Annotated in this window: 23 protein-coding genes and 1 riboswitch; of the genes, 13 read left to right on the forward strand and 10 right to left on the reverse strand. The window is 63.0% G+C overall.

Translation table 11 applies throughout. The features are described from left to right. Window positions 1-91: 91 nt before the first annotated feature. The 11 genes from cpaB to AC0NIH_RS18655 all read left to right on the forward strand — a co-directional run bounded on the left by cpaB (window position 92) and on the right by AC0NIH_RS18655 (window position 10876). Complete coding sequence (gene cpaB / locus AC0NIH_RS18605) at window positions 92-1012, forward strand: Flp pilus assembly protein CpaB (protein WP_245272743.1); 921 nt, start codon at window positions 92-94, stop codon at window positions 1010-1012. Window positions 1013-1041: 29 nt separating this feature from the next. Beyond that, entirely contained in the window at window positions 1042-2487 is a 1446-nt protein-coding gene (locus tag AC0NIH_RS18610; protein ID WP_473460571.1) for a type II and III secretion system protein family protein, read from the forward strand. A 4-nt stretch (window positions 2488-2491) separates the two neighbouring features. After that, complete coding sequence (locus AC0NIH_RS18615) at window positions 2492-2761, forward strand: hypothetical protein (protein ID WP_287270453.1); 270 nt, start codon at window positions 2492-2494, stop codon at window positions 2759-2761. A 46-nt stretch (window positions 2762-2807) separates the two neighbouring features. Beyond that, the gene (locus tag AC0NIH_RS18620; RefSeq protein ID WP_473460568.1) at window positions 2808-4022 is read left to right on the forward strand and encodes a CpaE/TadZ family protein; all 1215 of its coding nucleotides are present in this window, start codon (window positions 2808-2810) and stop codon (window positions 4020-4022) included. Beyond that, window positions 4019-5440, forward strand: coding sequence for a CpaF family protein (locus AC0NIH_RS18625; protein ID WP_287270449.1), 1422 nt, complete (start codon window positions 4019-4021; stop codon window positions 5438-5440). Before AC0NIH_RS18620 ends, AC0NIH_RS18625 begins: the two co-directional genes overlap by 4 nt. A 5-nt stretch (window positions 5441-5445) precedes the next feature. Further along, window positions 5446-6411 (forward strand): type II secretion system F family protein, encoded by a 966-nt coding sequence (locus tag AC0NIH_RS18630; RefSeq protein WP_473460565.1) that lies wholly within the window; start codon window positions 5446-5448, stop codon window positions 6409-6411. 1 nt (window position 6412) lies between these two features. Continuing rightward, entirely contained in the window at window positions 6413-7378 is a 966-nt protein-coding gene (locus AC0NIH_RS18635) for a type II secretion system F family protein (RefSeq protein ID WP_352690034.1), read from the forward strand. A gap of 318 nt (window positions 7379-7696) precedes the next feature. Then, window positions 7697-8041: a hypothetical protein gene (locus AC0NIH_RS18640; protein WP_473460563.1), complete on the forward strand. Its 345-nt coding sequence runs from the start codon at window positions 7697-7699 to the stop codon at window positions 8039-8041. A gap of 31 nt (window positions 8042-8072) precedes the next feature. Then, on the forward strand, window positions 8073-8894 hold the full coding sequence (locus AC0NIH_RS18645) for a PA3715 family protein (RefSeq protein ID WP_473460561.1): 822 nt from the start codon (window positions 8073-8075) through the stop codon (window positions 8892-8894). 162 nt (window positions 8895-9056) lie between these two features. After that, on the forward strand, window positions 9057-9530 hold the full coding sequence (locus AC0NIH_RS18650) for a hypothetical protein (RefSeq protein ID WP_224688452.1): 474 nt from the start codon (window positions 9057-9059) through the stop codon (window positions 9528-9530). A gap of 170 nt (window positions 9531-9700) precedes the next feature. Beyond that, on the forward strand, window positions 9701-10876 hold the full coding sequence (locus AC0NIH_RS18655; protein ID WP_352690037.1) for a GGDEF domain-containing protein: 1176 nt from the start codon (window positions 9701-9703) through the stop codon (window positions 10874-10876). A gap of 122 nt (window positions 10877-10998) precedes the next feature. Here AC0NIH_RS18655 and gcvP read toward each other — a convergent pair whose 3' ends face one another. From gcvP to gcvT, 3 genes are read right to left on the reverse strand one after another with little or no spacing between them, the layout of a single operon-like run. Beyond that, on the reverse strand, window positions 10999-13809 hold the full coding sequence (gene gcvP, locus AC0NIH_RS18660; RefSeq protein WP_473460558.1) for an aminomethyl-transferring glycine dehydrogenase: 2811 nt from the start codon (window positions 13807-13809) through the stop codon (window positions 10999-11001). A gap of 17 nt (window positions 13810-13826) precedes the next feature. Further along, the gene (gcvH, locus tag AC0NIH_RS18665) at window positions 13827-14195 is read right to left on the reverse strand and encodes a glycine cleavage system protein GcvH (protein ID WP_023763607.1); all 369 of its coding nucleotides are present in this window, start codon (window positions 14193-14195) and stop codon (window positions 13827-13829) included. Window positions 14196-14200: 5 nt separating this feature from the next. Continuing rightward, window positions 14201-15301 carry a glycine cleavage system aminomethyltransferase GcvT gene (gene gcvT, locus AC0NIH_RS18670; RefSeq protein ID WP_352690041.1) on the reverse strand — a complete coding sequence of 367 codons (1101 nt, stop codon included), beginning with the start codon at window positions 15299-15301 and terminating at the stop codon, window positions 14201-14203. A gap of 149 nt (window positions 15302-15450) precedes the next feature. Then, a riboswitch (glycine riboswitch) is annotated at window positions 15451-15537 on the reverse strand. Between the two features lie 243 nt (window positions 15538-15780). Between gcvT and AC0NIH_RS18675 the strand changes: the two genes are divergently transcribed. Beyond that, on the forward strand, window positions 15781-16782 hold the full coding sequence (locus AC0NIH_RS18675; RefSeq protein ID WP_473460555.1) for a hypothetical protein: 1002 nt from the start codon (window positions 15781-15783) through the stop codon (window positions 16780-16782). Here the strand turns inward: AC0NIH_RS18675 and AC0NIH_RS18680 are convergent. From AC0NIH_RS18680 to AC0NIH_RS18710, 7 genes are all read right to left on the reverse strand, one after another. Beyond that, entirely contained in the window at window positions 16779-17204 is a 426-nt protein-coding gene (locus AC0NIH_RS18680; protein WP_473460553.1) for a GNAT family N-acetyltransferase, read from the reverse strand. The genes AC0NIH_RS18675 and AC0NIH_RS18680 overlap by 4 nt on opposite strands. A gap of 11 nt (window positions 17205-17215) precedes the next feature. Continuing rightward, window positions 17216-18007, reverse strand: a complete 792-nt coding sequence (locus AC0NIH_RS18685) for a molybdopterin-binding protein (protein WP_473460551.1) — start codon at window positions 18005-18007, stop codon at window positions 17216-17218. Between the two features lies 1 nt (window position 18008). Continuing rightward, the gene (locus tag AC0NIH_RS18690; protein ID WP_473460549.1) at window positions 18009-18890 is read right to left on the reverse strand and encodes a cytochrome b/b6 domain-containing protein; all 882 of its coding nucleotides are present in this window, start codon (window positions 18888-18890) and stop codon (window positions 18009-18011) included. 97 nt (window positions 18891-18987) lie between these two features. Then, entirely contained in the window at window positions 18988-19665 is a 678-nt protein-coding gene (locus AC0NIH_RS18695; protein WP_473460547.1) for a DUF1345 domain-containing protein, read from the reverse strand. A gap of 30 nt (window positions 19666-19695) precedes the next feature. Continuing rightward, the gene (locus tag AC0NIH_RS18700) at window positions 19696-20163 is read right to left on the reverse strand and encodes a YaiI/YqxD family protein (protein ID WP_224688474.1); all 468 of its coding nucleotides are present in this window, start codon (window positions 20161-20163) and stop codon (window positions 19696-19698) included. Between the two features lie 63 nt (window positions 20164-20226). Then, the gene (gene gfa, locus AC0NIH_RS18705) at window positions 20227-20796 is read right to left on the reverse strand and encodes an S-(hydroxymethyl)glutathione synthase (RefSeq protein WP_473460545.1); all 570 of its coding nucleotides are present in this window, start codon (window positions 20794-20796) and stop codon (window positions 20227-20229) included. A 68-nt stretch (window positions 20797-20864) separates the two neighbouring features. Then, window positions 20865-21992 carry an S-(hydroxymethyl)glutathione dehydrogenase/class III alcohol dehydrogenase gene (locus tag AC0NIH_RS18710; RefSeq protein WP_287270420.1) on the reverse strand — a complete coding sequence of 376 codons (1128 nt, stop codon included), beginning with the start codon at window positions 21990-21992 and terminating at the stop codon, window positions 20865-20867. A 238-nt stretch (window positions 21993-22230) separates the two neighbouring features. On the opposite strand from AC0NIH_RS18710, the gene AC0NIH_RS18715 reads away from it, so the two are divergent. Next, window positions 22231-24243 (forward strand): acetyl-CoA carboxylase biotin carboxylase subunit, encoded by a 2013-nt coding sequence (locus AC0NIH_RS18715; protein WP_473460542.1) that lies wholly within the window; start codon window positions 22231-22233, stop codon window positions 24241-24243. The last annotated feature ends 70 nt before the right edge of the window (window positions 24244-24313 follow it).

Consider the following 24313-nt stretch of genomic DNA (forward strand, 5'->3'; position numbering starts at 1 on the left):
AATGCCGTCGTTCTGCGTTCCTGATTCTTTAACAATGCCACGTAGCGTGAGCCCAACATAACAAGAAACTACGGGCATCAGGGGTTTGGGCGTGAGGGGCAAGGCCATAACGATGATCGGTATCGCCGCCGTTTTCGGCGCGATCTCGATCTTTGCCGCGGATTTCTGGGTCAAAAGCCAGGCCGATGCCCAGGAGAAGACGGCCTCGATCGTCGCTCCGGCCCCGCCCAAGATCGAATTCAAGACCATCGTGGTGGCGAACGCTCCGTTGCGCTACGGCATGGAACTCGATCGCACGAAGCTCATCGAAATTCCCTGGCCGCAGGATTCGCTGCCGCAGGGCGCCTTTGCCACGATCGATGGGCTGCTCGGCGAAGGCGGCCGCGTCGTGCTGTCGCCGATCGAGGTCAACGAACCGGTGCTGCTGACCAAGCTATCGGGGCCGAACGGCCGCGCGACGCTTTCCAACATGCTGACGCCCGGAATGCGGGCGGTCACCATCCGCACCGATGAGATCGCCGGTGTCGGCGGCTTCGTCACGCCGGGCGACCGCGTCGATGTCGTGCTGACGCGCGATGCCGGTGAAATCCAGGAGGTCGCCAAGAACGCGCAAGGGGCGGCCGGTTCGACCATCACTTCCGAAATCGTCGTCGCCGACGCCAAGGTGCTGAGCGTCGGCCAGGGCGCCGACGAGCGCCAGACAGCGCCGCAGATCGCCAATTCCGTGACCCTCGAGGTGACGACCGAGGGCGCCCAGAAAGTGGCGCTTGCCCGCACCGTCGGCACGCTGTCGCTGTCGCTTCGCTCGGCCAGCGAAGGCGGCGACGGCAAGAACGGCGTCACCACAATCTCCTCCTTTGGCGGATCGGTGGCGTCCAAGGCGCAGGCCACGGCCGGCTCGTTATTCGATGCCATGACCAAGGAGCCGGAGAAGCCGAAATTCAAGACGGTCATCGTGACGCGTGGCACGAAGGCCGAGGAATACCAGGTTCCGGCGCGGGACCAGAAGTAAAGGCCGGTGGGGACCGGGTGGACGGGACAATGCTGATGCGTATCCTATATGGAATGACGGGCCGGTCGTGCTTCGTGCGCGCCCTGGCGATGGCGGTTTCGCTGGCCGCGGGCGCGATGCTCGCCTTTGCCGGCGCGGCCAGGGCGGACAATGACATCGTCTATGTCTCGGCGACCAAGAATGCGTCGATAAAAGTCGCCAAGGGCAAGCCCAAGACGATCATCACGAGCGCGGCTTTCTACCAGATCGTCATCGGCGATCCCGAGATCGCCAACGTCAATCCGCTGACCGATAAATCCTTCTATGTGCTGGGCAACAATCTCGGCACCACCGGCATCGCGCTGTTCGACGACAAAAAGCAGCTTGTCGGGACCGTCGACATCGAGGTGACGCTCGACACCGACGAACTGGCGAACACCATCCGCGCCAGCGTGCCGGACGCCAAGATCAAGGTCGGCTCGGCCAACGGCCGCGTGGTGCTGTCGGGCGAGGCGGACGACGCAGTCGCCGCCGAGAAGGCAAACAAGATCGCCACCCGCTTTTCCGGCAACGAGGAGGTGATCAATTCGGTCAACATCTCGTCGTCGCAGCAGGTCCAGCTCAATGTCCGCTTCGTCGAGATCAACCGCCAGGCGGGCCAGGATCTGGGTGCAAAATACAGCGCCAATTTCGCCTACGGCTTCGGCGGGCGCGATGTTTCGCTCGATCCCGGCACGGTGCCGGCGGCGGGAACCGGTGAAATCATCGGCCGGCTACTATCCAATGGCGTCTCCATCGATATCGCCATCAAGGCGCTGGAAGAGCGCGGCCTTGCCCGGCGGCTGGCGGAACCGAACCTTATCGCCCGTTCCGGCGAGACGGCGAGCTTCCTGGCCGGCGGCGAATTCCCGATTCCGGTTTCGGAGGACAACGGCAAGATCTCCGTCAGTTACAAGAAATACGGCGTCAGCCTGGATTTCAAGCCGACCGTGCTCAAGGACGGATTGGTCAGCCTGGACATCGCGCCGGAAGTCTCTTCGATCGACGCGTCGGCGTCCTACAACATCGGCAACATTTCGGTGCCGGGTTTCATCGTGCGCCGTGCCAGGACGTCGATCGACCTGAAGAACGGCCAGAGCTTCATGATCGCGGGGCTGCTGCAGTCGCAGAACGACATCACCACCTCGCGCATTCCCGGTCTCGGCAAGATGCCGGTGCTTGGAGCGCTGTTCTCGTCGAAATCCTACCAGCGGCGCGAAACCGATCTGGTCATCATCGTCACGCCCTATCTGGTCAAGCCGGTCGATCCGTCGAAGAAAATGGCCGTGCCGACCGACGGCACGCAACCGGCCAGCAACGCCGACTACTTCCTCAACAACACCGAGGAAGTGAAAGGGTCGGATGCCAACCGCGCCCTGGCGATGGCCGGCGGCGGTGCCGCACGGGCCGCTCCCGCCACCACGGTCGGGCATTTCCTCGACCTGCCGAAGGACTGAAGTCATGCGTCTGATCCTGAGATCGAGCGTCGTCTTGCTGCTTGCCGGTTCCGCCGGCGGCTGCACCAGCGACGATTATGTGCGCAGTGAAGGCGTGACGTCAGGCGCCGGCGACGCCCAGGCCGCCAACACCGTCATGCAGATGGTCGACCCGTGGAAGTACGGTGTCCAGAACACCAGGCTTCTGGTGCCTGCCAAGCGTGGCGATGCCGCACCCGTCACGCCCGATCAGGCGGCGGGCGCGAAGGCAGCGCAAACAAGCACAAGCGACTGAATAAAAAAGACAATCGACCAAGGCGATCGACCTACAGGCGGCAAGAATGGCAAACGGCATCAAGACCAAGAAGATCCTGCTCGTATCGACGGACAGGACCTTCGTGCAGGACACGCGGACCGCGTTCGCCGCTTCCGAGATCATCCAGCTCTCGACGGTGGACAAGAGTGTCACCGAACTGCGCGGCGAGGTCCAGGAGACCGACTTCGGCGTCATCATCGTCGACATGGACGCGGCGAGGCTGGAGGAGGTCGAGTCGCTGCAGCGCATCATGCGCCGGCTGGAAGGCAAGGCGCCGGTGGTCGTGGTCACCCAGGAGTTCAACGCCGCCGCCGTCCGCATCCTGGTACAGCTCAAGGTCGCCGACTTCCTGGTCAAGCCGATCACCACCGCCGACCTGGTGCGCTCGGTCGTGCGTGCCCTGCAAGGGCCGGGGCGCGAGGAGAACACCGAGTCGCAGATTTACACTTTCATGCCGGCCGCGGGCGGCGTCGGCACCACGACGCTGGCGCTGCAGACTGCTTTCCAGTTGCATCACCCGGTGACGCGCGGTGCCTCGACCTGCGTGGTCGACCTCAATTTCCAGCAGGGTGCCTGCGCCGAATATCTCGACCTCGAGCCGCGTTTCGACATCACCGAGATCGAGAACCAGCCCGAACGCCTCGACCGGCAGCTGCTCGACGTGATGCTGTCCAAGCATGCGAGCGGGCTTTGCGTGCTGGCGGCGCCGACGCATCCCTCGGAAATGCGCTCATTCAAGACCGATGTCGTGGTGCGCATGCTCGATCTCGTGTCGGCCTACTTCGACAATGTCGTCATCGACATGCCGCGGACATGGTTCCCCTGGACGGAAACAGTGCTGCTTGGCTCCAACAAGCTCTACATCGTCGCCGAGATGACGGTGCCGTGCCTGCGCCACACGCAAAGGCTGATCCAGGCGGTCTACGAGACGGTGGGCAAGGAAGTGAAGCCGAACGTCATCGTCAACCGTTTCGAGCAGAAGATGTTCGACAACGGCATCAAGCAGGCGGACGTCCAGGAAATCCTGGGCGAGCATTTCGTCGGCGGCATCGCCAACAACTACCGGCTGGTGCGCGAGGCGGTCGACCGCGGCGTGCCGCTGCACGAGATCGATCCGAACGCCAACGTCGTCAACGACCTGAAGCGGATCATCCTTCCGGAAGAGGCGGTCGCGATCGGAGCCAAGTCGAAATCGCTGTTTGGCCTCGGTAGGGGCCTGTTGAAGAGGAAGGCCGGATGACCAGCCGTTTTTCCACCCTGCAGAACCGCGATGCGCGCCCACAGCGCCCGGCGGAATCAGCCCCGGTCGCGCATCATGCGGTCGTCATCCCGACCAGTCGAAAAGTTTTGCCGGCAAAGCCGGAGACGGCACCTGCAAAGAATGCCAACAAGGTGCTGGATGCCCGCGTGCGCATCCACAGGATGCTGTTGGAGGAGATCAACCTTGTCGCGCTGGAGCGTTTGCCCCGCGACGAGATGCGCCGGCAGGTGCATGATTTCGTTTCGGAAAAAACCCGCCAGGAGCGGATGGCGATCAACACTGCCGAACTCGATGCACTGGTCGACGACATCGTCGACGAGATGGTCGGCCTCGGTCCGCTGGAGCCGCTGCTCAAGGACCCCGACATCAACGATATCCTGATCAACGGCCACCAGAACTGCTTCGTCGAAAAGAAGGGCAAGCTGCAGCAGGTCCACATCCCGTTCAAGGATGAGGCGCATCTCCTGCGTATCATCAACAAGATCGTCGCGGCCGTCGGCCGGCGCGTCGATGAATCGCAGCCGATGGTCGATGCGCGCATGCTGGACGGCTCGCGCTTCAACGCGGCCATTCGCCCGGTTGGCGTCGACGGGCCGCTGGTGTCGATCCGCAAATTCTCCAAGAATAAGCTCGGCCTGCACAAGCTGGTTGAATTCGGCGCCATCACCCAGAACATGGCCGAGGTGCTGGCTGCGGCGGTTCACGCCCGCAAGACGACGATCATTTCGGGCGGCACCGGCACCGGCAAGACGACGATGCTCAATGCGCTGTCGGCCTTCATCCCGGAAGACGAGCGGCTGATCACCATCGAGGACGCGGCCGAACTCCAGCTGCAGCAGCCGCATGTCGCGCGCATGGAGACGCGCCCCGCCAACATCGAGGGCCATGGCGAGCTGAAGCAACGCGATCTCGTCAAGAACGCGCTGCGCATGCGCCCGGATCGCGTCATTCTCGGCGAGTGCCGCGGCGAGGAGGCCTTCGACATGCTGCAGGCGATGAACACCGGCCATGAAGGGTCGATGGCGACCATCCATGCCAATACGCCGCGCGATGCCATTTCGCGTCTCGAACAGATGCTGGGCATGACCGGCATGCCGATGACGGTGCAGTCGATCCGCAGCCAGATCGCCAGCGCCATCGACCTCATCGTCCAGCTGACCCGGCTTTCCGACGGCAAGCGCAAGGTGACGAGCGTTGCCGAGGTGACGGGCATGGAAGGCGACGTCATCCAGATGCAGGAGATCTTCCGCTTCGTGCGCACCGGCATGGACGCCGACGGCAGCATTCTCGGCTATTTCGAGGCGACCGGCATTCGGCCGCGCTTCCTCGAGGATCTGCGCGCCATGGGCATCGAGTTTCCCGGACGATATTTCGAACCCGGCCGGCCGCAGGAGTAGACGGGGTGTTCGATGGACTGAGCGCGATCTATGTCGTCTATGCCGGGGCCGCGCTGACTGGCATCATGATCGCCGAGGCCTGTTATCTCCTCTATGCCGGCCGCAGCGACAAGCGCACCGCCATCAACCGGCGCATGAAGCTGCAGGAAAACAAGATCAGCCAGGAACAGGTGCTGATCCAGCTGCGCAAGGAGCGTGGCCTCGATGCCGGCACCTCGCTGTTCTCGCCGGATCGGTTCCGGGCGCTACGCACGCAGTCAGGCATGATCATGCCGCTGTCGAAATTCCTGATGATCACCTCCGGTGTGGCCATGGCCATGGCGCTGTTCGCCATCTGGTATGGGTTGCCGCTCTTGATGGGGCTTCTCCTGTTCGTCGTTCTGCTGCCGCTGGTGCCGGTTATGGTGATGCGCTTCATGCGCAAGCGCCGGCTCAAGCGTTTCGGCATGCAACTGCCGGAGGCCCTGGAGCTGATCACGCGCGGCCTCAAGGCCGGTCATCCGGTGCCGGTGGCCATTGCCATGGTGTCGCGCGAAATGCCCGACCCGATCGGCACCGAATTCGGTGTCATCGCCGATGAGGTGACCTATGGTTCCGATCTTGTCTCTGCGTTGAATTCGCTGTTCGACAGGGTCGGCCACGAAGACCTGCCGCTGTTCATGACCGCGGTCTCGATCCAGTCCAGTTCGGGCGGCAATCTGCGCGAGATTCTCGATGGCCTGGCGTTGACGATCCGCGAGCGGGGCAAGCTGCGCCGCAAGGTGCGAGCCATCTCGACCGAGGGCCGCCTGTCGGCCTACATCCTGACGGCGATACCGGCGCTGCTGTTCGCCGGCATCATGGCCATGATGCCGGGCTTCTACCGCGATGTCTGGGACGAGCCTAAAACCTGGTACTTGATCGGCGGGTCGGTCACCTGGCTGATGCTGGGCAACCTGATGATGTTCAAGATGTCGAATTTCAGGTTCTGACATGCAGGGCTTCATCGAATTCCTCGCCTCGCTTGCACCGACCTCATTGATGCCGGTGGCCATCCTGCTCCTGGCGTTGGGCACCGTGGCGGTCGGCTGGCCGATGGTTGCGGCGAAGGGCGACCGCAACGATGTGAAGCGCCGGCTCAAGGTCGACAATGGTCCCGTGGCCGCAAGACCCGAGCCGGTGCAGAAGAAGAACGCCAACGTCGTGCGCGAGAAGGCGGTGAAGCGGGCGCAGGAATTCTATGCCAAGAGCGATCCGGAAAATGTCGCCCGGCTGCGCATGAAGCTGATCCAGGCGGGCTATATGGAGCCGCGTGCCGTCGGCATGTTCTTCATCATCCGCTTCTCGGCGCTGATCGGCGGCGCGATTGGCGCTTTCGTCCTCAACCATTGGCTGGCCAGTGCCGATGCGACGATGACCAGCCGCTGGGCGTTCGTCATCCTGTCGGGTGTGGCCGGCTACTTCCTGCCCGGTCTGGTGCTGAGCCAGAAGACGCGGGAGAAGATGCGCGAATACCGCAATGGTTTTCCCGACTTCATGGACCTGATGATCGTCTGTTCGGATGCCGGCATGAGCATGGAGGCCGGCATCGAGCGCGTCTCGAAGGAACTCGCCAGGACCTATCCGGCGCTCAGCCAGAACCTGCAGCTGGTGTCGCTGGAACTGAGGGCGGGGCGCAGCCTCGACGATGCGCTGAAGGCACTCGCCGACCGCCTCAGCCTGGACGAGGTCCGTTCCTTCGCCACGCTGCTGCAGCAGTCGAAGGAACTCGGCACCAGCCTGTCGGGAGCGTTGCGCGTCTTCTCAGACGAGATGCGTCACAAGCGCATGTCGCTGGCCGAGGAAAAGGCGCATGCCTTGCCGGCCAAGATGTCGATCCCGGTCACCGTGTGCATCCTGCCGGTGGTGCTGATGATCGCGATCATTCCGATCATCGTCAAAATGACGGGCACGCACTAGGAGGGGCCTGGGTGGCTGCGTGCCAAGAATAGTGCCTGCCAACGAGCGACGGTTTAAAGTGCACAGTCACCGTAGTTCCTCCCGGAGGACAACAATCTTGCTCAAATCTCTGACGCTTGAAGAGACTTCAGCCTGGCTCAGATCGTCGGGGACCGCGTTGTCGTCCGACATCCCCGAAGACTTTCCGGGTGTCCGGAAAGCGGAGATGCGGAACCTGATGGTCGGCCTGCCGTCAAACCCACGTCAGATAGCGTACTTCTCGATGAGGATTGTCGAATGGTTGCATACCGGAAGTGTGCGTCTGCTCTGGGTATGGAAATGGCATCAATATCCCCTTGTCCAGAAGACACTGTTCGAAACCGTGCGGCGAGGCCGTGGTGTCGAGGCCGCGCTTTCGCTTTCGCCTGGTCATCTCAACCTAATCGAGACGCAGATTTTGAAATCGAATACTCGTCCGAGGAGCATGCAATCCTCTCTGGCCTGCTGTTGCTGATGATGTTGTTCGACTGGCAGGGCTTCGTGGCCGCAGAGGGGCGCCAGGATCAGATCATTATCGGAGACGAAAGTATCTTGTTTTGCAGTACCGACCCAACCAAGCTTGCTGAAGCAGTGGATCTCGCCAAGGAGTACAATGCTCCTTATCTGTTTGACAGAAAAGCGTAACGGGCCAAGGCATGCAGGTTGCTTTATTGCCATGCGAATAGTGTTGTGTGCCCTCGCTCTCGCCGCCGTCAGCCTGTGGCCCGCCCAGGCCGCGGCCGACGATTGCGGCGATGCCGCCGCCCTGGTGCAGAAGGCCTATCCTAAGGCTCGAAAGAGCGCCGACGGCGCCTCGTTCACGCTCGACCCCCATACCAGCATTGTCCCGCTCCCGCAGGATGATACACCGGGCGTGGTCTGCAAGGTCTGGCCCGCTCATGACGATCTGCTGCTGGTCTCCGTGCCGCTGATGGACAGCGCCAAATCCAGCGACGACGAGCATTATGGCGATATCGAGCTTCTGGTCGTCGACAGGAAGACCCTGCAGGTGCGCCAGCGCCTGCTTCAGCCTAGGCTGATGAACGATGATGCTATTGCGATCCGCAAGATCGAATTCGATACTGGCCGCTATGTCCTGGCGCCCGGCGTCACCGCCTTTGGGCTGCGTATCGACATGGCAAATCACTCGCAGCCCAATCCGTTCAGCGAGACCGATCTGCGACTCTACGCCATTGCCGGTGGCGCCCTTCATGCGGTGCTCGACGGCCTTGTGGTGGCCAACTATGGCGGTGAAGGCGACACCAATTGCGCTGGATCCTTTCATTCGAGCCAGGTCAGCCTGACGATGAGCCCGGCGAGCCACCATGGCTATCACGACATTGTCGTGGTCGAGCGGTCGGATACGGACGACCCATCTGTCGACAAGAATGGCGAGTGCCAGTCCCATCCCGGCAAGCCTGTGAACCGCACCTACCGGCTGCGCTATGACGGCGGCCGCTATCCGGTTCCGGACGAGCTCAAGGCCCTGGCGCCGTGAGAATGCACTTGCGTCTGCCGGATGGAGGTGTTGCCGCCCAGTGGTTAACGGCTGGTATTCCCGAAACCAAATCTTAGATGCATTTCGGCACCGAAGCTTAACCGCCGTGCTGTAGTGTCCTTGCTGAAGAACGACCCGGCAAATCGGGCGACGGGGCAGGGCATGCGTCAGACAAAATTTGCGGCGGTCGCCACGATGGCGGCTGTCCTGATGATCACCGGGTGCACGACGAACAACAACGTCGACACGACCAAGACCACCGCCATCCAGCCGGCGGCAAAGGCCGTCGACAGCACCGATCTGGCGGAAGGCAAGGCGCAGTTTCGCGATGCCAATTATGGTCTCGCCGAACAGCATTTCCGCAAGGCCGTCGAGCTGAAGGCCGACAATGCCGAGGCCTGGATGGGGCTCGCCGCTTCCTATGACGAACTCGGCCGTTTCGACTTCGCCGACCGCGCCTATGGCCAGCTCCTGAAGGTTGCCGGCCGCAAGCCGCAGATCGTCAACAATATGGGCTATTCGCAACTGTTGCGCGGCAACAAGAGGAAGGCCAGGGCGTTGCTGCTCGAAGCCAAGGCCGGCATGGCCGACCCCACGGTCGTCGACGCCAATCTCGCTTTGCTGAACAAGGGCTGATGTTTCCTGCTCCGCGCCCGGCGTGGTGCGGTTTCGGGACAGATCGCATCGACTGTTTGTAAACCCTATCCACAGGTTGGATCGAGAGATCGGCTGAAAACCATGTCGGAGGGCTGCCGGTGACCTAGAATGCGGCACAACCGCCGACGCTCGAGAGGCCTCCACCCGACATGCTGGACTTCAGTTCGCTCCTGCTCGCAGCCGCGCTGTCGGGCACTTGCCTCAGCGTCACCATGTTCGCGATCTGGTTTACCGCGCCGCGGGCCAGCTTCGTCCTGACGGTGGCGTGCGGCATTCTCGTGCTCGTCGCGCATGTGATCCTGTTTTGGCAGTACACCAGGGATCCCGATCCGGTGCTCTGCCAGACCGCGCTGGCGCTGCTCAGCCTGGGGTTCCTGATCATCTGCCTGTCGGCCATGCAATATCTGGGCGTGTCAGACTACGGACGTGCCGTCGTGCCGACGCTCTGCGCCATGGCCGTCTGCGCGGCGGTGACCTTCCTCGGTCTTGACGGCATCGGCTTCGTCATCACCTACGCGACGGTGACGGTGCTGCTCTCGGCGATCGGGGCCATGTTCTGGATCAACGGCAGCCACGACCGGCGGATCCTGCTGGTGGTCTCGTTCCTGAGCGGCACCTGTGCGGTGTCGTTTGCTCTTTGCGGCATGGTCTTGTTGGGCAAGGGGCAGTGGACGCTGGGGGCGGCGCCCGACAACTGGGCCGAACGTCTCAATTCCGTCGTCGCAGTGGCCTGCATGACCGGCCTCGGCGCCTTGACGCTTTCCCTTCACCATCTGCAGGCGCAGATCGAGCTGAAGGCCGAGACGATGACCGATCCGCTGACCAGGCTGATGAACCGCCGCGGGTTGACGTCACTCCATGGCGAGCGGACTTTCGGTCCGTTCATGGCGATCGTCATGTTCGACCTCGATCACTTCAAGAGGACGAACGATGTCTATGGGCACCCGGTCGGCGACCAGGTACTGTGCCGGTTCGCCGCCGTCATAAACAAGTATGCCAGGACTGGCGTCGATGCCTTTCGCCTGGGTGGCGAGGAGTTCGTAATCGTCATGTCGCGGATGACGGAAGAGCGGGCCTATGACCTCGCCAGCAGGATCGGCGTCGCCTTCGGCACCGAGGTCGTTCCCACTCCGCTCGGTCCGTTGCGCAGCACGGTCAGCGGGGGCATCGGCTTTGGCGGGGCTGACGGCAGGTCGCTCGATGACGTGCTGGCCGAGGCGGACGCCGCGCTTTACGCGGCCAAGCGCGCCGGCCGCAATTGTGTCGTCAGCCGCAAAGGGATGGGCAAGGCCGAGCCGGTCGAGCCAGCCTTGCGCTCCGCGTAGAGCCTGTTCCATCCCGATGGAATCGGGATGGGCTCTACTTGTTTGTCCGAGCATAATCTCTGGACAAACGGTTTCCGTTTGTCCGGGAAAACCGGTGCCCACTTTTCGGGATCATGCTTTGGCTATTCAGCCGCCCCCAGGTAGTCCGACAGCGGCGGGCAGGAGCAGACCAGGTTGCGATCGCCGGCGACATTGTCGATGCGCGATACCGGTGGCCAGTACTTTGCCGCGGTGTCGGCGTCGCCCGCGGGATAGGCCGCTTCCAGCCGCGAATAGGGATGGGCCCACTGACTGGCCAGCGCCTCGGCGGCGGTGTGCGGTGCGTTGACCAGCGGATTGTCGGTCAGCGGCCATTCGCCCTTCGCCACCTTGGCAGCCTCGCCGGCGATGGCGATCATCGCCTCGCAGAAGCGGTCGAGTTCCCGCTTGGGCTCGGACTCCGTCGGCTCGACCATCAGCGTGCCGGCGACCGGGAACGACATGGTCGGCGCATGGAAACCATAGTCGATCAGCCGCTTGGCGATATCGTCGACGCTGATGCCGGCGCTGTCCTTGAGCACGCGCGTGTCGAGGATGCACTCATGCGCGATGCGATCGTGCCGGCCCTTGTAGAGCAGCGGGTAATACGGCGCGAGCCGTGTCGCCACATAGTTGGCCGAGATGATGGCGGTCTCCGTCGCCTGCTTGAGGCCAGCGGCGCCCATCATGCGGATATACATCCAGGTGATCGGCAGGATGGAAGCGCTGCCGAACGGCGCGGCCGACACGGCGTGCGCCGAACCCTCGGTGACGTGGCCCGGCAGATAGGGCTGCAAATGCGCCTTGACGCCGATCGGGCCGATGCCCGGGCCGCCGCCGCCATGCGGGATGCAGAAGGTCTTGTGCAGGTTCATGTGGCAGACGTCGGCGCCGATGTCGGCCGGGCGGGCCAGCGCGACCAGCGCGTTGAGGTTGGCGCCGTCGAAATAGACCTGGCCGCCATGTTCGTGGATGAGGGCGCAGAGATGGCGCGCGCCTTCTTCATAGACACCATGCGTCGAGGGATAGGTGAACATCAGCGCGGCGAGATTTTTGGAATGCTCGTTGGCCTTGGCCCGCATATCGTCCATGTCGATGTTGCCGTCCTCCAGGCAGCGTACGACGACAACGCTCATGCCGGCCATCGCCGCGCTGGCAGGATTGGTGCCATGCGCGGAGGAAGGGATCAGGCAGACGGTGCGATGGCCTTCGCCGCGCGAGCGGTGATAGGCGCGGATGGCGAGCAGGCCGGCATATTCGCCCTGGCTGCCGGCATTGGGCTGCAGGCTGACGGCGTCGAAGCCGGTGATCTCGGAGAGCCACCCCTCCAGCTCGCCGATCATGGCGCGATAGCCGACCGAATGGCTGGCCGGCGCGAAGGGATGCAGATTGGCGATTTCAGGCCAGCTCACCGGCATCATTTCGGCCGCCGCGTTGAGCTTCATGGTGCAGGAACCGAGCGGGATCATGCTGCGGTCGAGCGCCAGGTCCTTGTCGGCCAGCCGGCGCAGCAAGCGCATCATGTCGGTCTCGGAGCGGTTCTCCTGGAAAACCGGCTGGGTGAGGAACTCCTTGCCGCGCGGCTTGCCGGGCATCGAGCCGGCTTGGGCAGCGCCTGGCTTGGCTCCGAACAGGGCCGCGATCGCCTCGAGGTCCGCCTCGGTCGAGGTTTCGTCGAAGGCGATACCGATGTGGTCGGCATCGATGACGCGCAGCAGCCGGCCACCCTTTTCAGCGGCAGCCGCGATCGAGCCTGCCTCGCCCTTCACCTCCACCGTCACCGTGTCGAAGCGGCTGGAGCCGAGCACGGAGATGTTCGCTGCCTTGAGACCTGCGGCGAGACGGTTGGCGAGCCCATGGATCCTTTCCGCGATCGCACGCAGCCCGGCGGGGCCGTGCCAGATGGCATAGGCGGTCGCCATGTTGGCGAGCAGCGCCTGCGCGGTGCAGATGTTGGAGGTCGCCTTGTCGCGGCGGATATGCTGTTCGCGCGTTTGCAGGGCAAGGCGGTAGCCGGGCCGCCCCTTGCTGTCGGTTGATTGGCCGACCAGGCGGCCGGGCATCAAGCGGGTCAGCTTGTCGGAGACAGCGCAATAGGCGGCGTGCGGCCCGCCAAAACCCATCGGCACGCCAAAGCGCTGCATCGGACCAACGGCAATGTCGGCGCCAAGCTTGGCTGGCGCGTCGGTCAGCGTCAGGCCGAGCGGGTCGGCGATGAAGACGACGATGGTGCCCATGGCACGGGCCTTTTCGATCGCAGCCTTGTGGTCGCCATAGACGCCGAATGTGTCGGGCCAGGAGACGAGCAAGGCGGCGGTGTTGTCGTCGATCGTCTCGCCGTCGATCTCGATGCCGAGTGGTTCGGCGCGGGTGCGCACGACATCCAGCGTCTGCGGGTGCGGCGTGCCGGCAAGCGCCACCTTGGTGCGCTTGTCGCGGTGGTGGCGCAATGCGATGCCGACCGCTTCGGCCACCGCCGTCGCCTCGTCGAGCAGCGAGGCCGACGCCACCGGCAGGCCGGTCAATTCGGTGACCAGGGTCTGGAAATTGAACAGCATTTCCAGCCGGCCCTGGCTGATCTCGGCCTGGTAGGGCGTATACGCGGTGTACCAGGCCGGATTCTCGAACAAATTGCGCTGGATGACCGGCGGCACGTGCACGCCATGATAACCGGCGCCGATGAAGCTTTTCAGCACCGTGTTCCTGGCCATCGTCGCCGACAATTCGGCCAGCGCTTCGGCCTCGCTGGCCGGTGCGGGCAGGGTCAGCGGCAGATCGAGGCGGATCGACTGCGGCACGGCCTGGCTGATCAGCGTCTCGACGGAGGGAACGCCGATCACGGCAAGCATGGCTCTGACATCGTTGACATCAGGACCGATATGGCGGGCCGAGAAGGGGGTGAGTGCTGTGGTCATGGCAATACGTCCTGATATCAACCGATATGAGCTTTGTAGGCGGCCTCATCCATGAGGCTCGCGAGTTGGCCTTCGTCGGCGAGCTTCATCTTCCACAGCCAGCCCGCGCCAGTCGCCGCCGAATTGACCAGCGACGGATCGGACGACAGCGTGCCGTTGGCCTCGGTGATCTCGCCATCGACCGGCGCGTAGACGTCGGAGGCCGCCTTGACGGATTCGACCACCACGGCGGTGTCGCCCTTGGCGAGCTTGCGGCCGGCCTCGGGCAGTTCGACGAAAACGAGATCGCCGAGTTGCTCCTGCGCATAGTCGGTGATGCCGACCGTGGCGACGCCGCCTTCGACGCGGAGCCATTCGTGATCGGTGGTGAAATAGGTCGTTGCCATCGGGGTCATCCTTTGCGGTAGCGATGAGGGGTGAAGGGCAGGGAACTGATATCGACAGGGATTTTCGTGCCGCGCACGTCGGCGAAAACCCGTGTCCCGGGCTTTGCCAGCGGCGTCGCGACATAGCCCATGGCGACGGGATGGCCGGCCGAGGGGCCGAAGCCTCCCGATGTGACATGCCCGGCTGGATTGCCGTCGGCGTCAAAGAGTGCGGCGCCGGCGCGCACCGGCTGGCGGCCTTCCGGCTTCAGGCCGACGCGCTTTTGCGCGGGGCCTCGCTCCACAGCGGCGCGCAAAGCGTCGGCGCCGATAAAGGCGCCTGTCGCGCGGATCTCCTTGGGGATTGCCCACATCAGTGCGGCGGCGGCCGGGTCGGTCTCCGGCGTGATGTCCTGGCCATGCAGGCACAGTCCCGCTTCCAGCCGCAGGCTGTCGCGGGCCGCAAGACCGATCCACAGCACACGCTCGTCCTCCAGCAGCTTCGCCACAAGGTGGCGCGCATCGGCCGCCGGCAGGCCGATCTCGAAACCGTCCTCGCCCGTATAGCCCGACCGGCTCATGAACCAGTTCTTGCGCGGTTCGACGCCGTGCATGAACAGCAGCGAGCCGGTCTCGATGCCGGCCCGGGACAGCACGGCCCAGGCCTCGGGCCCCTGGATAGCCAGGAAGACACGGTCGAGCGGCTCGACCGTTGCATCGAAATCCTTGGCAAGGTCACGCAGGTGCTTTTCGTCGGCAACGGCATTGCCGGCATTGGCGACCACCATGAACCTGGCATCGCCGAGCCTGGTGACGATCAGATCGTCCAGAATGCCGCCGGCCTCGTTGAGGAAGAATGTCAGTTTGGATTGCGAGATTTCGAGCGCACCGGCGTCGAGCGGGCACGCACGGTCGAGCAGCGCCACCGCTTGCGGCCCGCTGACCTCGAACAGCTTCATGTGCGAGATGTCGAAGAGGCCGGCATGCTCGCGGGTGTGAAGATGCTCCTTCATGACGCCGGCCGGATAGGTCAGCGGCATGGACCAGCCGGCAAAGGCGCCAAAGCGCGCACCGGCCGCTGCATGGATGTCTTCGAGGGGAAGGTGTCTGCTGTCGTCGCCCGTCATGTCATCTCCAGAGTCGCACGCAATCGGCCGCGAATGGCGACCAGTCCGTGCCCCTCTGTCTGAAGCCTGAGAGACTCGCGCAGCCGGAACTCTGTCAGCGGCGCTTACACCTTCGGCGCGGGGGCAAGCCCCGACTTTCCAGAGTGTCTTTCCCGTCTACGGTTCTTTTGCCTGAGAGATTTCGGGCGATTTCCCCTTCGGCGGCAGCTCTCGCTGCTCTCTCCCGCAAACAGGTAGGACTCAAACCTTGAGCCCTCGACGCGCCATCCATAGCCCGTCGGCGACACCTTGTCACCTCCCAGCGACATCAAAGGTGCGTCGATATTCAGGTGATGCCGGCCTGACCTGAAACTCAACACACCTAAAGTGCGCCGCGCCGACAAGTCTTCGCTAACCACGCCGTTTGCCGGTTTTTCAAGACACTCCTGATATATGGACGGAATGGGCCGGCTTTTTCTGCCGATGGACGGGGACGACAGATGGGCGAATTGATCATGAGCGCGCCGGTGGCGGGGCTGACTTCGAAAAGTCGCATCACGGCGGAGGATGTAGCCATGCTGCGCCACGAAGTGTTCGGCGATGGTGTGGTGACGCGGGGCGAGGCCGAGGCACTCTTCGCGCTCGATGCGACGGCGAAGGACAAATGCCGGGAATGGCCCGAATTCTTGGTCGAGGCGGTCACCGACTACATCGTTCACCAGGAAAAGCCTGCTGGTTACATCTCGCAGGACAATGCCGATTGGCTGGTCCGCACGATCTCGCGTGACGGCATGGTCGACAGCCGGACGGAACTCGAATTGCTGGTCCATGTGCTGGAAGCGGCGAAATCGTCGCCGAGCCGGCTTTGCGTCTATGCGCTGGAACAGGTCGCGCATGCCGTGATCGACGGCAAGGGGCCGCTGATGCTGGGCGGCGCGCTGGTTCCCGGATTGATCGCCAAGGCGGAAGTCGAGCTGTTGCGCCGTATCCTCCATGCCCATGGCGGCGACGGCAACATCGCCATCACCCGCGCCGAGGCCGAGGTGCTGTTGCGGATCAATGAGCGGATTGCCCAGGCCAACAACGATCCCTCCTGGAACGATTTGTTCGTCAAGGCGATCGCCAATTTCGTCATGTGCTCGGCCGGCTACGAAGCCCCGACCCGTGACGTGGCGCTGCGCCAGGAAAATTTCCTCGACCACGCCGATCCACAGATCGGCGGCTTCTTCAGCCGCATGGTCTCCGGCGGCCTTGCAGGCATCATCGAGGCCTATCGCTCGCCGGATGACGTCGAGACCGAGTGGGAAGCCAGGAACAGGGCAGCCGAAGCACTCGCCCGCCGGGCCGAGACGATCGATGCCGGCGAAGCCAAATGGCTTGTCGAGCATATCGGCACCAACAGGCCTCTGTACGAGAATGAACGCGCGCTTCTAACGCTGATCAAGCACGCCTCGCCAGAGATCCATCCGGCGTTGAAGCCGCTGCTCGACAAGGTGGCTTAGGCTGGGCCGTTCGCTGCGATCGTTTTGCAGAGGATGATGTTGGAATGGCCTTCAGGCCATCCTGCAAACTCAGCCATGCGCTCGAAGCCGGCCTTTTCGTATAGGCCCGGCGCCTGGAAGTCGTGGCTCGATACCCATATCCGTCGTGCGCCGCGAGCGGCGGCCTCCGCGACAAAAGCATTGATCAACTGCGTGGCGTAGCCGCGGCCTCGATGGGCCTGATCGATCCACATCAACTCGAGTTCCGACGTGCCTGCCCAGGAATAGCCGGCCGCAACACCGATTGTTCGTCCGGCATCCTCGCGAATGACAAAGGCCAGTCCGCGGTCATCGTCACGGCCTGTGAGGCGCCGGTTCTCGTTGTGCAGATGGTGTTCCAGTGCACTCCATTCGGAGGACGACAGGTCGTGCTCCGCCTCCATCCGAATGGCCATCAAATCCCGCCATACCAGTCGTAGCCATTGTCTTCCCAATAGCCGCCGCGGCCGCCGCCGATATTGGCGAAGCCGTCGACCAGTTCGATCTTGTAGAGATATTTCGGCATCTTGTAGCCGAGCTGACGCTCGACGCGGACGCGCAGCGGTGCGCCGTTCTCGACCGGCAGCGGCTTGCCGTTGAGGCCATAGGCGAGGATCGTCTGCGGGTGGCGGGCATCGATGAGATCGATCGTGCCGTAATATTTGATGTCGCCGGACAGGCTGCGGTCGATCGTGTCGAGGCAATGGAACATGACGTAGCGCGCCTGCGGCTTGACCACGGCTTGGTCCAGCACCAGCGAAAGCGGCGTGCCTGTCCATTTGGCGATGCAGCTCCAGCCCTCGACGCAGTCATGGCGGGTGATCTGGGTACGGCTCGGCATGTTTTGAAGTTGCTCGCGGCTGAGCGACAGCGGCTTTTCGACGAGGCCCGTCACTTCCAGACGCCAGTCGGCGAAATTGTTGGCGAGCAGGCCCTTGTAGGTGTCGTCGTCCGGCGCCGTGACACCGTTCGGCCGTTGCGGCTGGCGGATGTCTGCCTCGGTGAATTCCGGCGCCAGCGCGTCGCGGCCGGCGAGCAGGCGCTGTGCGCGGTATGTCAGGCCATTGGCGTTTTCGAGGAAGCTGCGCAGGCCGCTGCCGATGCTCAGCTGGCTGTCGAAGGCATCGCAGCCCGACAGCATGATGCCAGAGGCGCCGAGGCCGGCAGCGGTGAGGAATTTGCGGCGGCTGATCTGGAACTTCGCCATGTCAGGCACTCCTCTCGGTGGGATTGTCGTCATGCGCGGGAGGGTCGGTGCGGTACCAGCCGGTGATGATGGAGCGCAGTTCGTTGATCGGGCCGGCAGCCAGGATCATCAGGATATGGACGACGAAGAAGCCAACCAGCAGAACCATGACGGTGAAATGGATGGTGCGCGCGGTCTGCCGGCCGCCGAGCAGGTCGTTGAGGAACGGCAGCACCGAATTCATGCTGGGCGACATCGCCAGGCCGGTGATGATCATCAGCGGCAAGAGCACGAACAGCACGCCGCCATAGGCCATTTTCTGCAAGGTGTTGTATTCACGGGTGTGGTGGAATTTCAGCTTGGCGTGGTCGACGATGTCCTGCGGCAGGCGCTTCAAATCATCAAGACGCGGCGCGAGATCGCGGCGGATGTGGCCGTTGACGATGCTGGCGACCAGCCACACGATCAACGTCGTGGTCAGTATCCAGGCAAAGAAGAAATGGATGACGCGGGCGGTGCCGAGATCATAGTAGGACGGGATGGTCGCCCAGGACGGAAAGCCGCGTGCCGTCTCGTTGCCTGCTGGGCCCGACCAGCCGAGCACGCCGGTCGTGTCGAAGCGGTGGCCGAAAATTTCGGTGTAGCCGCGCGGGCCGGCGTTCGTGTTCTCGGCGCCGATTTCAAAGATGGTGTTGTCGTAGCCAAAGCCCGACTGCTTGCCGATATAGAGCTGCGGGCGGGCATTGAAGATCTGCAGGCCGGAAAGCAGCATGAAAAACAAGGAGATGGCCCAGAGCCAGTGGGTCAGGCGCGTCCAGCGCGATTGACGATAGATCAGTGTCTTTTCGCTGGACACGGGGGCGTCCGGCCCGGTGGCGGATTGGCTTCTGGCAACCGATTCCATCTTCGTCTCGTCTCCCGGCCTCGCGGCTTGGCGCGCGTGTCATTGTCCTCCTGATACGTCGCGATCCAAACCAATGTTTCATCCGATCACGGATTTATTACGGGCCGCCCAGGCTGACGGCGAGGTTGACGGCAGCTGCGACGATAACGGTGTTGAAGAAGAACGACAGGATCGAATGGACAAGCACGACACGGCGCATATGCGTCGTCGAGATGTTGGTGTCGGCGGTCTGTGCCGTCATGCCGATAACCGTTGAGAAGTAGAGGAAGTCCCAGCCTTCGGGTCGCTTGTCGCCTGGAAACAGCAGACCGCCGACCGGAATCTTCTTCTTGGTGCCGGCATCGACCTCGTCGCCGTCCATCCAGTAGACGTGGGCATAGTGGAGCGCTGCCATGGCGTGGATGGTGAACCAGCCCAATGGGATCGACAGCAGCGCGAAAGCGAGTTCGATCGAGTGGCCTCTGTCCTTCTGATTGATCAACAGGAACAATGAGATAATGGCTACAATGACGACGACGAGCGTTACAGCGAAGATGACCAGTACAGGCTGGTCGGTGTCGCGCGCATTCTTGCTCAGATACCTGCCGGTGAACTTTGGCATCTGGGAAACGACGAGAATGACGTAAGCGGCAAAGAATGCGTTGGCGCCGATCGAATAGGCGAGCTGGGCATGGAGCAGCAACGCCACGAGAAGCGCGAAGACACCGAAACACGCCGACGCCGCGAACAGCATGTGACGGTGGATGGGGTTCTCGACCGGGGTTTCGGCGGCCATGGCGCTCTCCACCTGAATGGCGCTTTGTTGCTAGCCCGGTGTGGCGGATTTCAGGGCTCGCCGCAAGATACGGTCGAGTTCGCCGAGGAAGCGCGAACGGTCCTGCGGCGCGAAACCGGCATTGTAGCCCTTGCTTTCACCGGTCTCGCGCAAATGCTGCTTGAGGTCGCGCATCGCCACCGCCATGCCAATGGTTTCCGGCGTGAACGGGCGCCCGGTAGGCCCCAGCACATGGGCGCCGAGCGCCACGGCGCGGGCGGCAAGCGGAATGTCGGCAGTGATCACGATGTCGTTGGCGCGCGCATTTTCGACGATCCAGTCGTCGGCGGCGTCGGCGCCCTTGGAGACCACGACGTTGCGGATCATCGGATCCCGAGAGGGCCGCAAACCGCCATTGGAGACGTGAGTGACCATGATTCCAAGCCGGTCGGCGACCTTCTCCACCTCGGCCTTGACCGGGCAGGCGTCTGCGTCGACGTAGATAGCGGGCGCTGGCATTGTCTCTCCGAAATGAACAGGGGCCGGAAGCGTGTCCGGCCCCTGCCTGAAATCTTATAGCGTTCAGGCCGGCAGAGCGCCGGACTTCTTGGCCGTCCAGGTTGCCATATAGTCCATCAGTCCGGGATTGAGGCAGTCATAGGGTTCGAGCCCGATCGACTTCAGCTGGCCGCGAATGCCGTCCATGCGGCTCGGATCGACACCCGATTCGATGATCGACGAGACGAAGGCGGTGAAGCCCGGAGGCGACCAGCCATCCTCCTGGAAACGCTCGGGGTGGATGAAGCTCAGGCCCTTGAACGGATGGTCGCGCTCGACCGGGCCATGCATGTGGACACCGCAGCCGGTGCAGGCATGGCGCTGGATGAGCGCCGAGGGATCGACCACTTTCAGCTTGTCGCCGTTCTCGGTGACGGTGACATCGCCGGTGCCGGCAACGGCAACCACCGAGAACACCGCGCCCTCCGGCTTCCAGCATTTGGTGCAGCCGCAGGCATGGTTGTGGGCGATCTGCCCCTTGACCTTCACCTTGACCGGATTGCTGGTGCAGGCGCAGACCAGCGTGCCGCCGGCAAAGCTTGCGCTTTCCTTGGGCAAGCCATTGTCGATTTTCGGATGCAGCTTTTCAGGCATTTTATTCCTCCCTTGTTGAACCCGTGCAACTTCAGTCGCTGGCCCTTCGGTCGGCGGCTTTCTTCTCCTCAGTAAACGACGACGCTGCGGATCGACTTGCCCTCATGCATGAGGTCAAAACCCTTGTTGATGTCTTCCAGCTTCAGCGTGTGGGTGATCATCGGGTCGATCTGGATCTTGCCGTCCATGTACCAGTCGACGATTTTTGGCACATCGGTGCGGCCCCGCGCGCCGCCGAAGGCGGTGCCCATCCAGGTGCGGCCGGTGACCAGTTGGAACGGCCGGGTCGAGATCTCCTGGCCGGCGCCGGCGACGCCGATGACCACCGACTTGCCCCAGCCGCGATGCGAGGCTTCCAGTGCCTGACGCATCACCTTGGTGTTGCCGGTGCAGTCGAAGGTGTAGTCGGCGCCACCGATCTGGTCGGCGCCGCGCTTGGTCATGTTGACGAGGTGAGGGACGATGTCGCCGTCGATCTCCTTCGGATTGACGAAATGCGTCATGCCGAAGCGCTCGCCCCACTCCTTCTTGTCGTTGTTCAGGTCGACGCCGATGATCATGTCGGCGCCGGCCAGTTTCAGGCCCTGGATGACATTCAAACCGATGCCGCCGAGGCCGAAGACTATCGCCGTGGCGCCTTGCTCGACCTTGGCGGTGTTGATCACAGCACCGATGCCTGTCGTCACCCCGCAGCCGATGTAGCAGATCTTGTCGAAGGGAGCGTCGGGGTTGACCTTGGCCAGCGCGATCTCGGGCAGCACGGTGAAGTTGGAGAAAGTCGAGCAGCCCATATAGTGAAAGATCTTGTCCTTGCCGATCGAGAAGCGCGATGAGCCGTCCGGCATCAATCCTTGCCCCTGCGTGGCGCGGATCGCGGTGCACAGATTGGTTTTCCTCGACAGGCAGGACGGGCACTGGCGGCATTCGGGCGTATAGAGCGGGATGACGTGGTCACCCTTCTTGACCGAGGTGACGCCCTTGCCGACATCGACGACGACGCCGGCGCCTTCATGGCCGAGGATCGCCGGGAACAGGCCTTCGGGATCGGCGCCCGACAGGGTGAACTCGTCGGTGTGGCAGATGCCGGTCGCCTTGATCTCGACCAGCACCTCGCCCTCGCGCGGACCGTCGAGGTCGACCTCCATGATCTCCAGCGGCTTTCCGGCGGCAACAGCGACTGCAGCGCGCGTTTTCATGTGGCATTTCCTCCAAAGGCGATTTTTGCACCCAAGCTTTCAGGTTTTGGCCTGCTCATCAACTGTCAGATGAGACGAAATGTCGGCTTTCATGACGCAGACAGCACATCCGTGAGCGCCCCGACGCAACGCTGGAGGGCTTCGAGAGCGCGACCTGCGTGTCGCCCACCCCGGCACTTGAGAGATGGCCACATAATCCATAGAACTGAACCTTCGTCCGGAGGGGAATGTCGCGCGCATGTTCACGAAGATCCTGATCGCCAACCGTGGCGAGATTGCCTGCCGCGTCATCAAGACGGCGCGCAAGATGGGCATTGCCACGGTCGCCGTCTATTCCGATGCCGATCGCGACGCCGTGCATGTCGAGATGGCAGACGAGGCGGTGCATATTGGGCCGTCACCTGCCGCGCAAAGCTATCTCGCGCCTGAAAAGATCATCGCCGCCTGCAAGGAAACGGGCGCTCAGGCTGTGCATCCCGGCTACGGCTTCCTCTCGGAACGGGCTGCCTTCTGCGAAGCGTTGGAAGCGGAAGGCATCGTCTTCATCGGCCCGAAACCCAAAGCCATCAAGGCGATGGGCGACAAGATCGAATCGAAGAAGTTCGCCAACGCCGCCAAGGTTTCAACGGTCCCCGGCTGGCTCGGCGTCATCGAAAATGCCGACCATGCCGAAAAGATCGCCGGCGAGATCGGCTATCCCGTGATGATCAAGGCCTCGGCCGGCGGCGGTGGCAAGGGTATGCGCATCGCCTGGGACCGGTCGGAAGTGCGCGATGGTTTTGACCGGGCACGTTCGGAGGCCAAGAGTTCATTCGGCGACGACCGGGTGTTCATCGAAAAATTCGTCGTCGATCCGCGCCACATCGAGATCCAGGTGCTGGCCGACGCGCATGGCAACGTGCTCCATCTCGGCGAACGCGAGTGTTCGATCCAGCGCCGCAACCAGAAGGTCGCCGAGGAGGCGCCGTCGCCGTTTCTCGACGCCAAAACCAGGAAGGCGATGGGCGAGCAGTCGGTGGCATTGGCCAAGGCGGTCGATTATCAGAGCGCCGGCACCGTCGAGTTCATTGTCGACAAGGATAAGAACTTCTATTTCCTTGAAATGAATACGCGATTGCAGGTCGAGCATCCGGTGACGGAGCTGATCACCGGCATCGACCTGGTCGAGCAGATGATCCGCGTCGCCGCTGGCGAGAAGCTCGCCTTGAGGCAAGGCGACATCAAGCTGAATGGCTGGGCGATCGAAAGCCGGCTCTACGCCGAGGATCCTTACCGCAACTTTCTGCCCTCGATCGGCCGACTGACACGCTATCGGCCGCCGGAGGAGGGGCAGTTCGGCGACATCGTCATCCGCAACGACACCGGCGTCACCGAAGGCTGCGAGATTTCGATGTTCTACGATCCGATGCTCGCCAAGCTGTGCACCTGGGCGCCGACGCGGCTCGCGGCGATCGACGCCATGTCGGAAGCGCTCGACAGCTTCGTGGTCGACGGTATCGAGCACAACATTCCGTTCCTGGCCGCCCTGATGCAGCATCCGCGCTGGCGGGAAGGGGCGATATCGACTGGCTTCATCGCCGAGGAATATCCCGACGGGTTTGCACCCGTGGTGCCGAACAGCGAAGAAAAGGCGGTGCTGGCCTCGATCGTCACCGCGGTGGAGTTGTTGCGCCGCGACCGGCTCGACCGGCTGGGCGGGCGGCTGGCGCCGCATTCGGGGGCGCTCAAGCGCGACTGGGTGGTGAAGATCGGCGAGGAGTATCTCCAAGCATCCATCCTCGAAGGCATGATTTCTATTCCGATGGAAATCGACCTGTCGATCGATGGCGGCAAGGCGCTGACCGTTTCATCCGATTGGCGGCCGGGCGACCTGATCTGGCGCGGCACGGTTGGCAAACAGAAAGTCGCAGCCCAGATCCGAGCCGTCGCCAACGGCCATCGCGTCGCCTGGAAGGGTATGTCGGTGACGGCGCGCGCCATGCTGCCACGCACGGCCGAACTCGAAAGACTGATGCCGGAGAAAGTGGCGCCGGACACTTCGAAACTGCTGCTCTGCCCGATGCCCGGCCTTGTCGTGTCGATCGCCGTTGCCGAAGGCCAGGAGGTCAAGGCCGGCGAGACTTTGGCGGTGGTCGAGGCGATGAAGATGGAAAACGTGCTGCGCGCCGAGCGCGATCTCGTCGTGTCGAAACTCAACGCCAAGCCGGGCGACAGCCTGGCGGTGGATGCGGTGATCATGGAATTCGCCTGAGAGATTGTTTGGAAATTCTACTCTCGCGGTCATCTGAAGGCGTTTTCTGCGCTTCCGGTGCTCATGGACC

The sequence above is a fragment of the Mesorhizobium sp. WSM1386 genome, from assembly GCF_055901595.1.

Bases quoted from the DNA above. Each gene is read 5' to 3' on its own strand.
- AC0NIH_RS18675 (WP_473460555.1), top strand. From the start codon at position 15,781: ATGGGCGAATTGATCATGAGCGCGCCGGTGGCGGGGCTGACTTCGAAA.
- AC0NIH_RS18655 (WP_352690037.1), top strand. From the start codon at position 9,701: ATGCTGGACTTCAGTTCGCTCCTGCTCGCAGCCGCGCTGTCGGGCACT.
- AC0NIH_RS18685 (WP_473460551.1), bottom strand. From the start codon at position 18,007: ATGGCGAAGTTCCAGATCAGCCGCCGCAAATTCCTCACCGCTGCCGGC.
- AC0NIH_RS18680 (WP_473460553.1), bottom strand. From the start codon at position 17,204: ATGGAGGCGGAGCACGACCTGTCGTCCTCCGAATGGAGTGCACTGGAA.
- AC0NIH_RS18695 (WP_473460547.1), bottom strand. From the start codon at position 19,665: ATGGCCGCCGAAACCCCGGTCGAGAACCCCATCCACCGTCACATGCTG.
- AC0NIH_RS18690 (WP_473460549.1), bottom strand. From the start codon at position 18,890: ATGGAATCGGTTGCCAGAAGCCAATCCGCCACCGGGCCGGACGCCCCC.
- AC0NIH_RS18715 (WP_473460542.1), top strand. From the start codon at position 22,231: ATGTTCACGAAGATCCTGATCGCCAACCGTGGCGAGATTGCCTGCCGC.
- AC0NIH_RS18610 (WP_473460571.1), top strand. From the start codon at position 1,042: ATGCTGATGCGTATCCTATATGGAATGACGGGCCGGTCGTGCTTCGTG.
- AC0NIH_RS18710 (WP_287270420.1), bottom strand. From the start codon at position 21,992: ATGAAAACGCGCGCTGCAGTCGCTGTTGCCGCCGGAAAGCCGCTGGAG.
- gcvT (WP_352690041.1), bottom strand. From the start codon at position 15,301: ATGACGGGCGACGACAGCAGACACCTTCCCCTCGAAGACATCCATGCA.
- AC0NIH_RS18640 (WP_473460563.1), top strand. From the start codon at position 7,697: ATGGCATCAATATCCCCTTGTCCAGAAGACACTGTTCGAAACCGTGCG.
- AC0NIH_RS18700 (WP_224688474.1), bottom strand. From the start codon at position 20,163: ATGCCAGCGCCCGCTATCTACGTCGACGCAGACGCCTGCCCGGTCAAG.
- AC0NIH_RS18645 (WP_473460561.1), top strand. From the start codon at position 8,073: ATGCGAATAGTGTTGTGTGCCCTCGCTCTCGCCGCCGTCAGCCTGTGG.
- gfa (WP_473460545.1), bottom strand. From the start codon at position 20,796: ATGCCTGAAAAGCTGCATCCGAAAATCGACAATGGCTTGCCCAAGGAA.
- AC0NIH_RS18650 (WP_224688452.1), top strand. From the start codon at position 9,057: ATGCGTCAGACAAAATTTGCGGCGGTCGCCACGATGGCGGCTGTCCTG.
- AC0NIH_RS18615 (WP_287270453.1), top strand. From the start codon at position 2,492: ATGCGTCTGATCCTGAGATCGAGCGTCGTCTTGCTGCTTGCCGGTTCC.
- AC0NIH_RS18620 (WP_473460568.1), top strand. From the start codon at position 2,808: ATGGCAAACGGCATCAAGACCAAGAAGATCCTGCTCGTATCGACGGAC.
- gcvP (WP_473460558.1), bottom strand. From the start codon at position 13,809: ATGACCACAGCACTCACCCCCTTCTCGGCCCGCCATATCGGTCCTGAT.
- gcvH (WP_023763607.1), bottom strand. From the start codon at position 14,195: ATGGCAACGACCTATTTCACCACCGATCACGAATGGCTCCGCGTCGAA.
- AC0NIH_RS18635 (WP_352690034.1), top strand. From the start codon at position 6,413: ATGCAGGGCTTCATCGAATTCCTCGCCTCGCTTGCACCGACCTCATTG.
- AC0NIH_RS18625 (WP_287270449.1), top strand. From the start codon at position 4,019: ATGACCAGCCGTTTTTCCACCCTGCAGAACCGCGATGCGCGCCCACAG.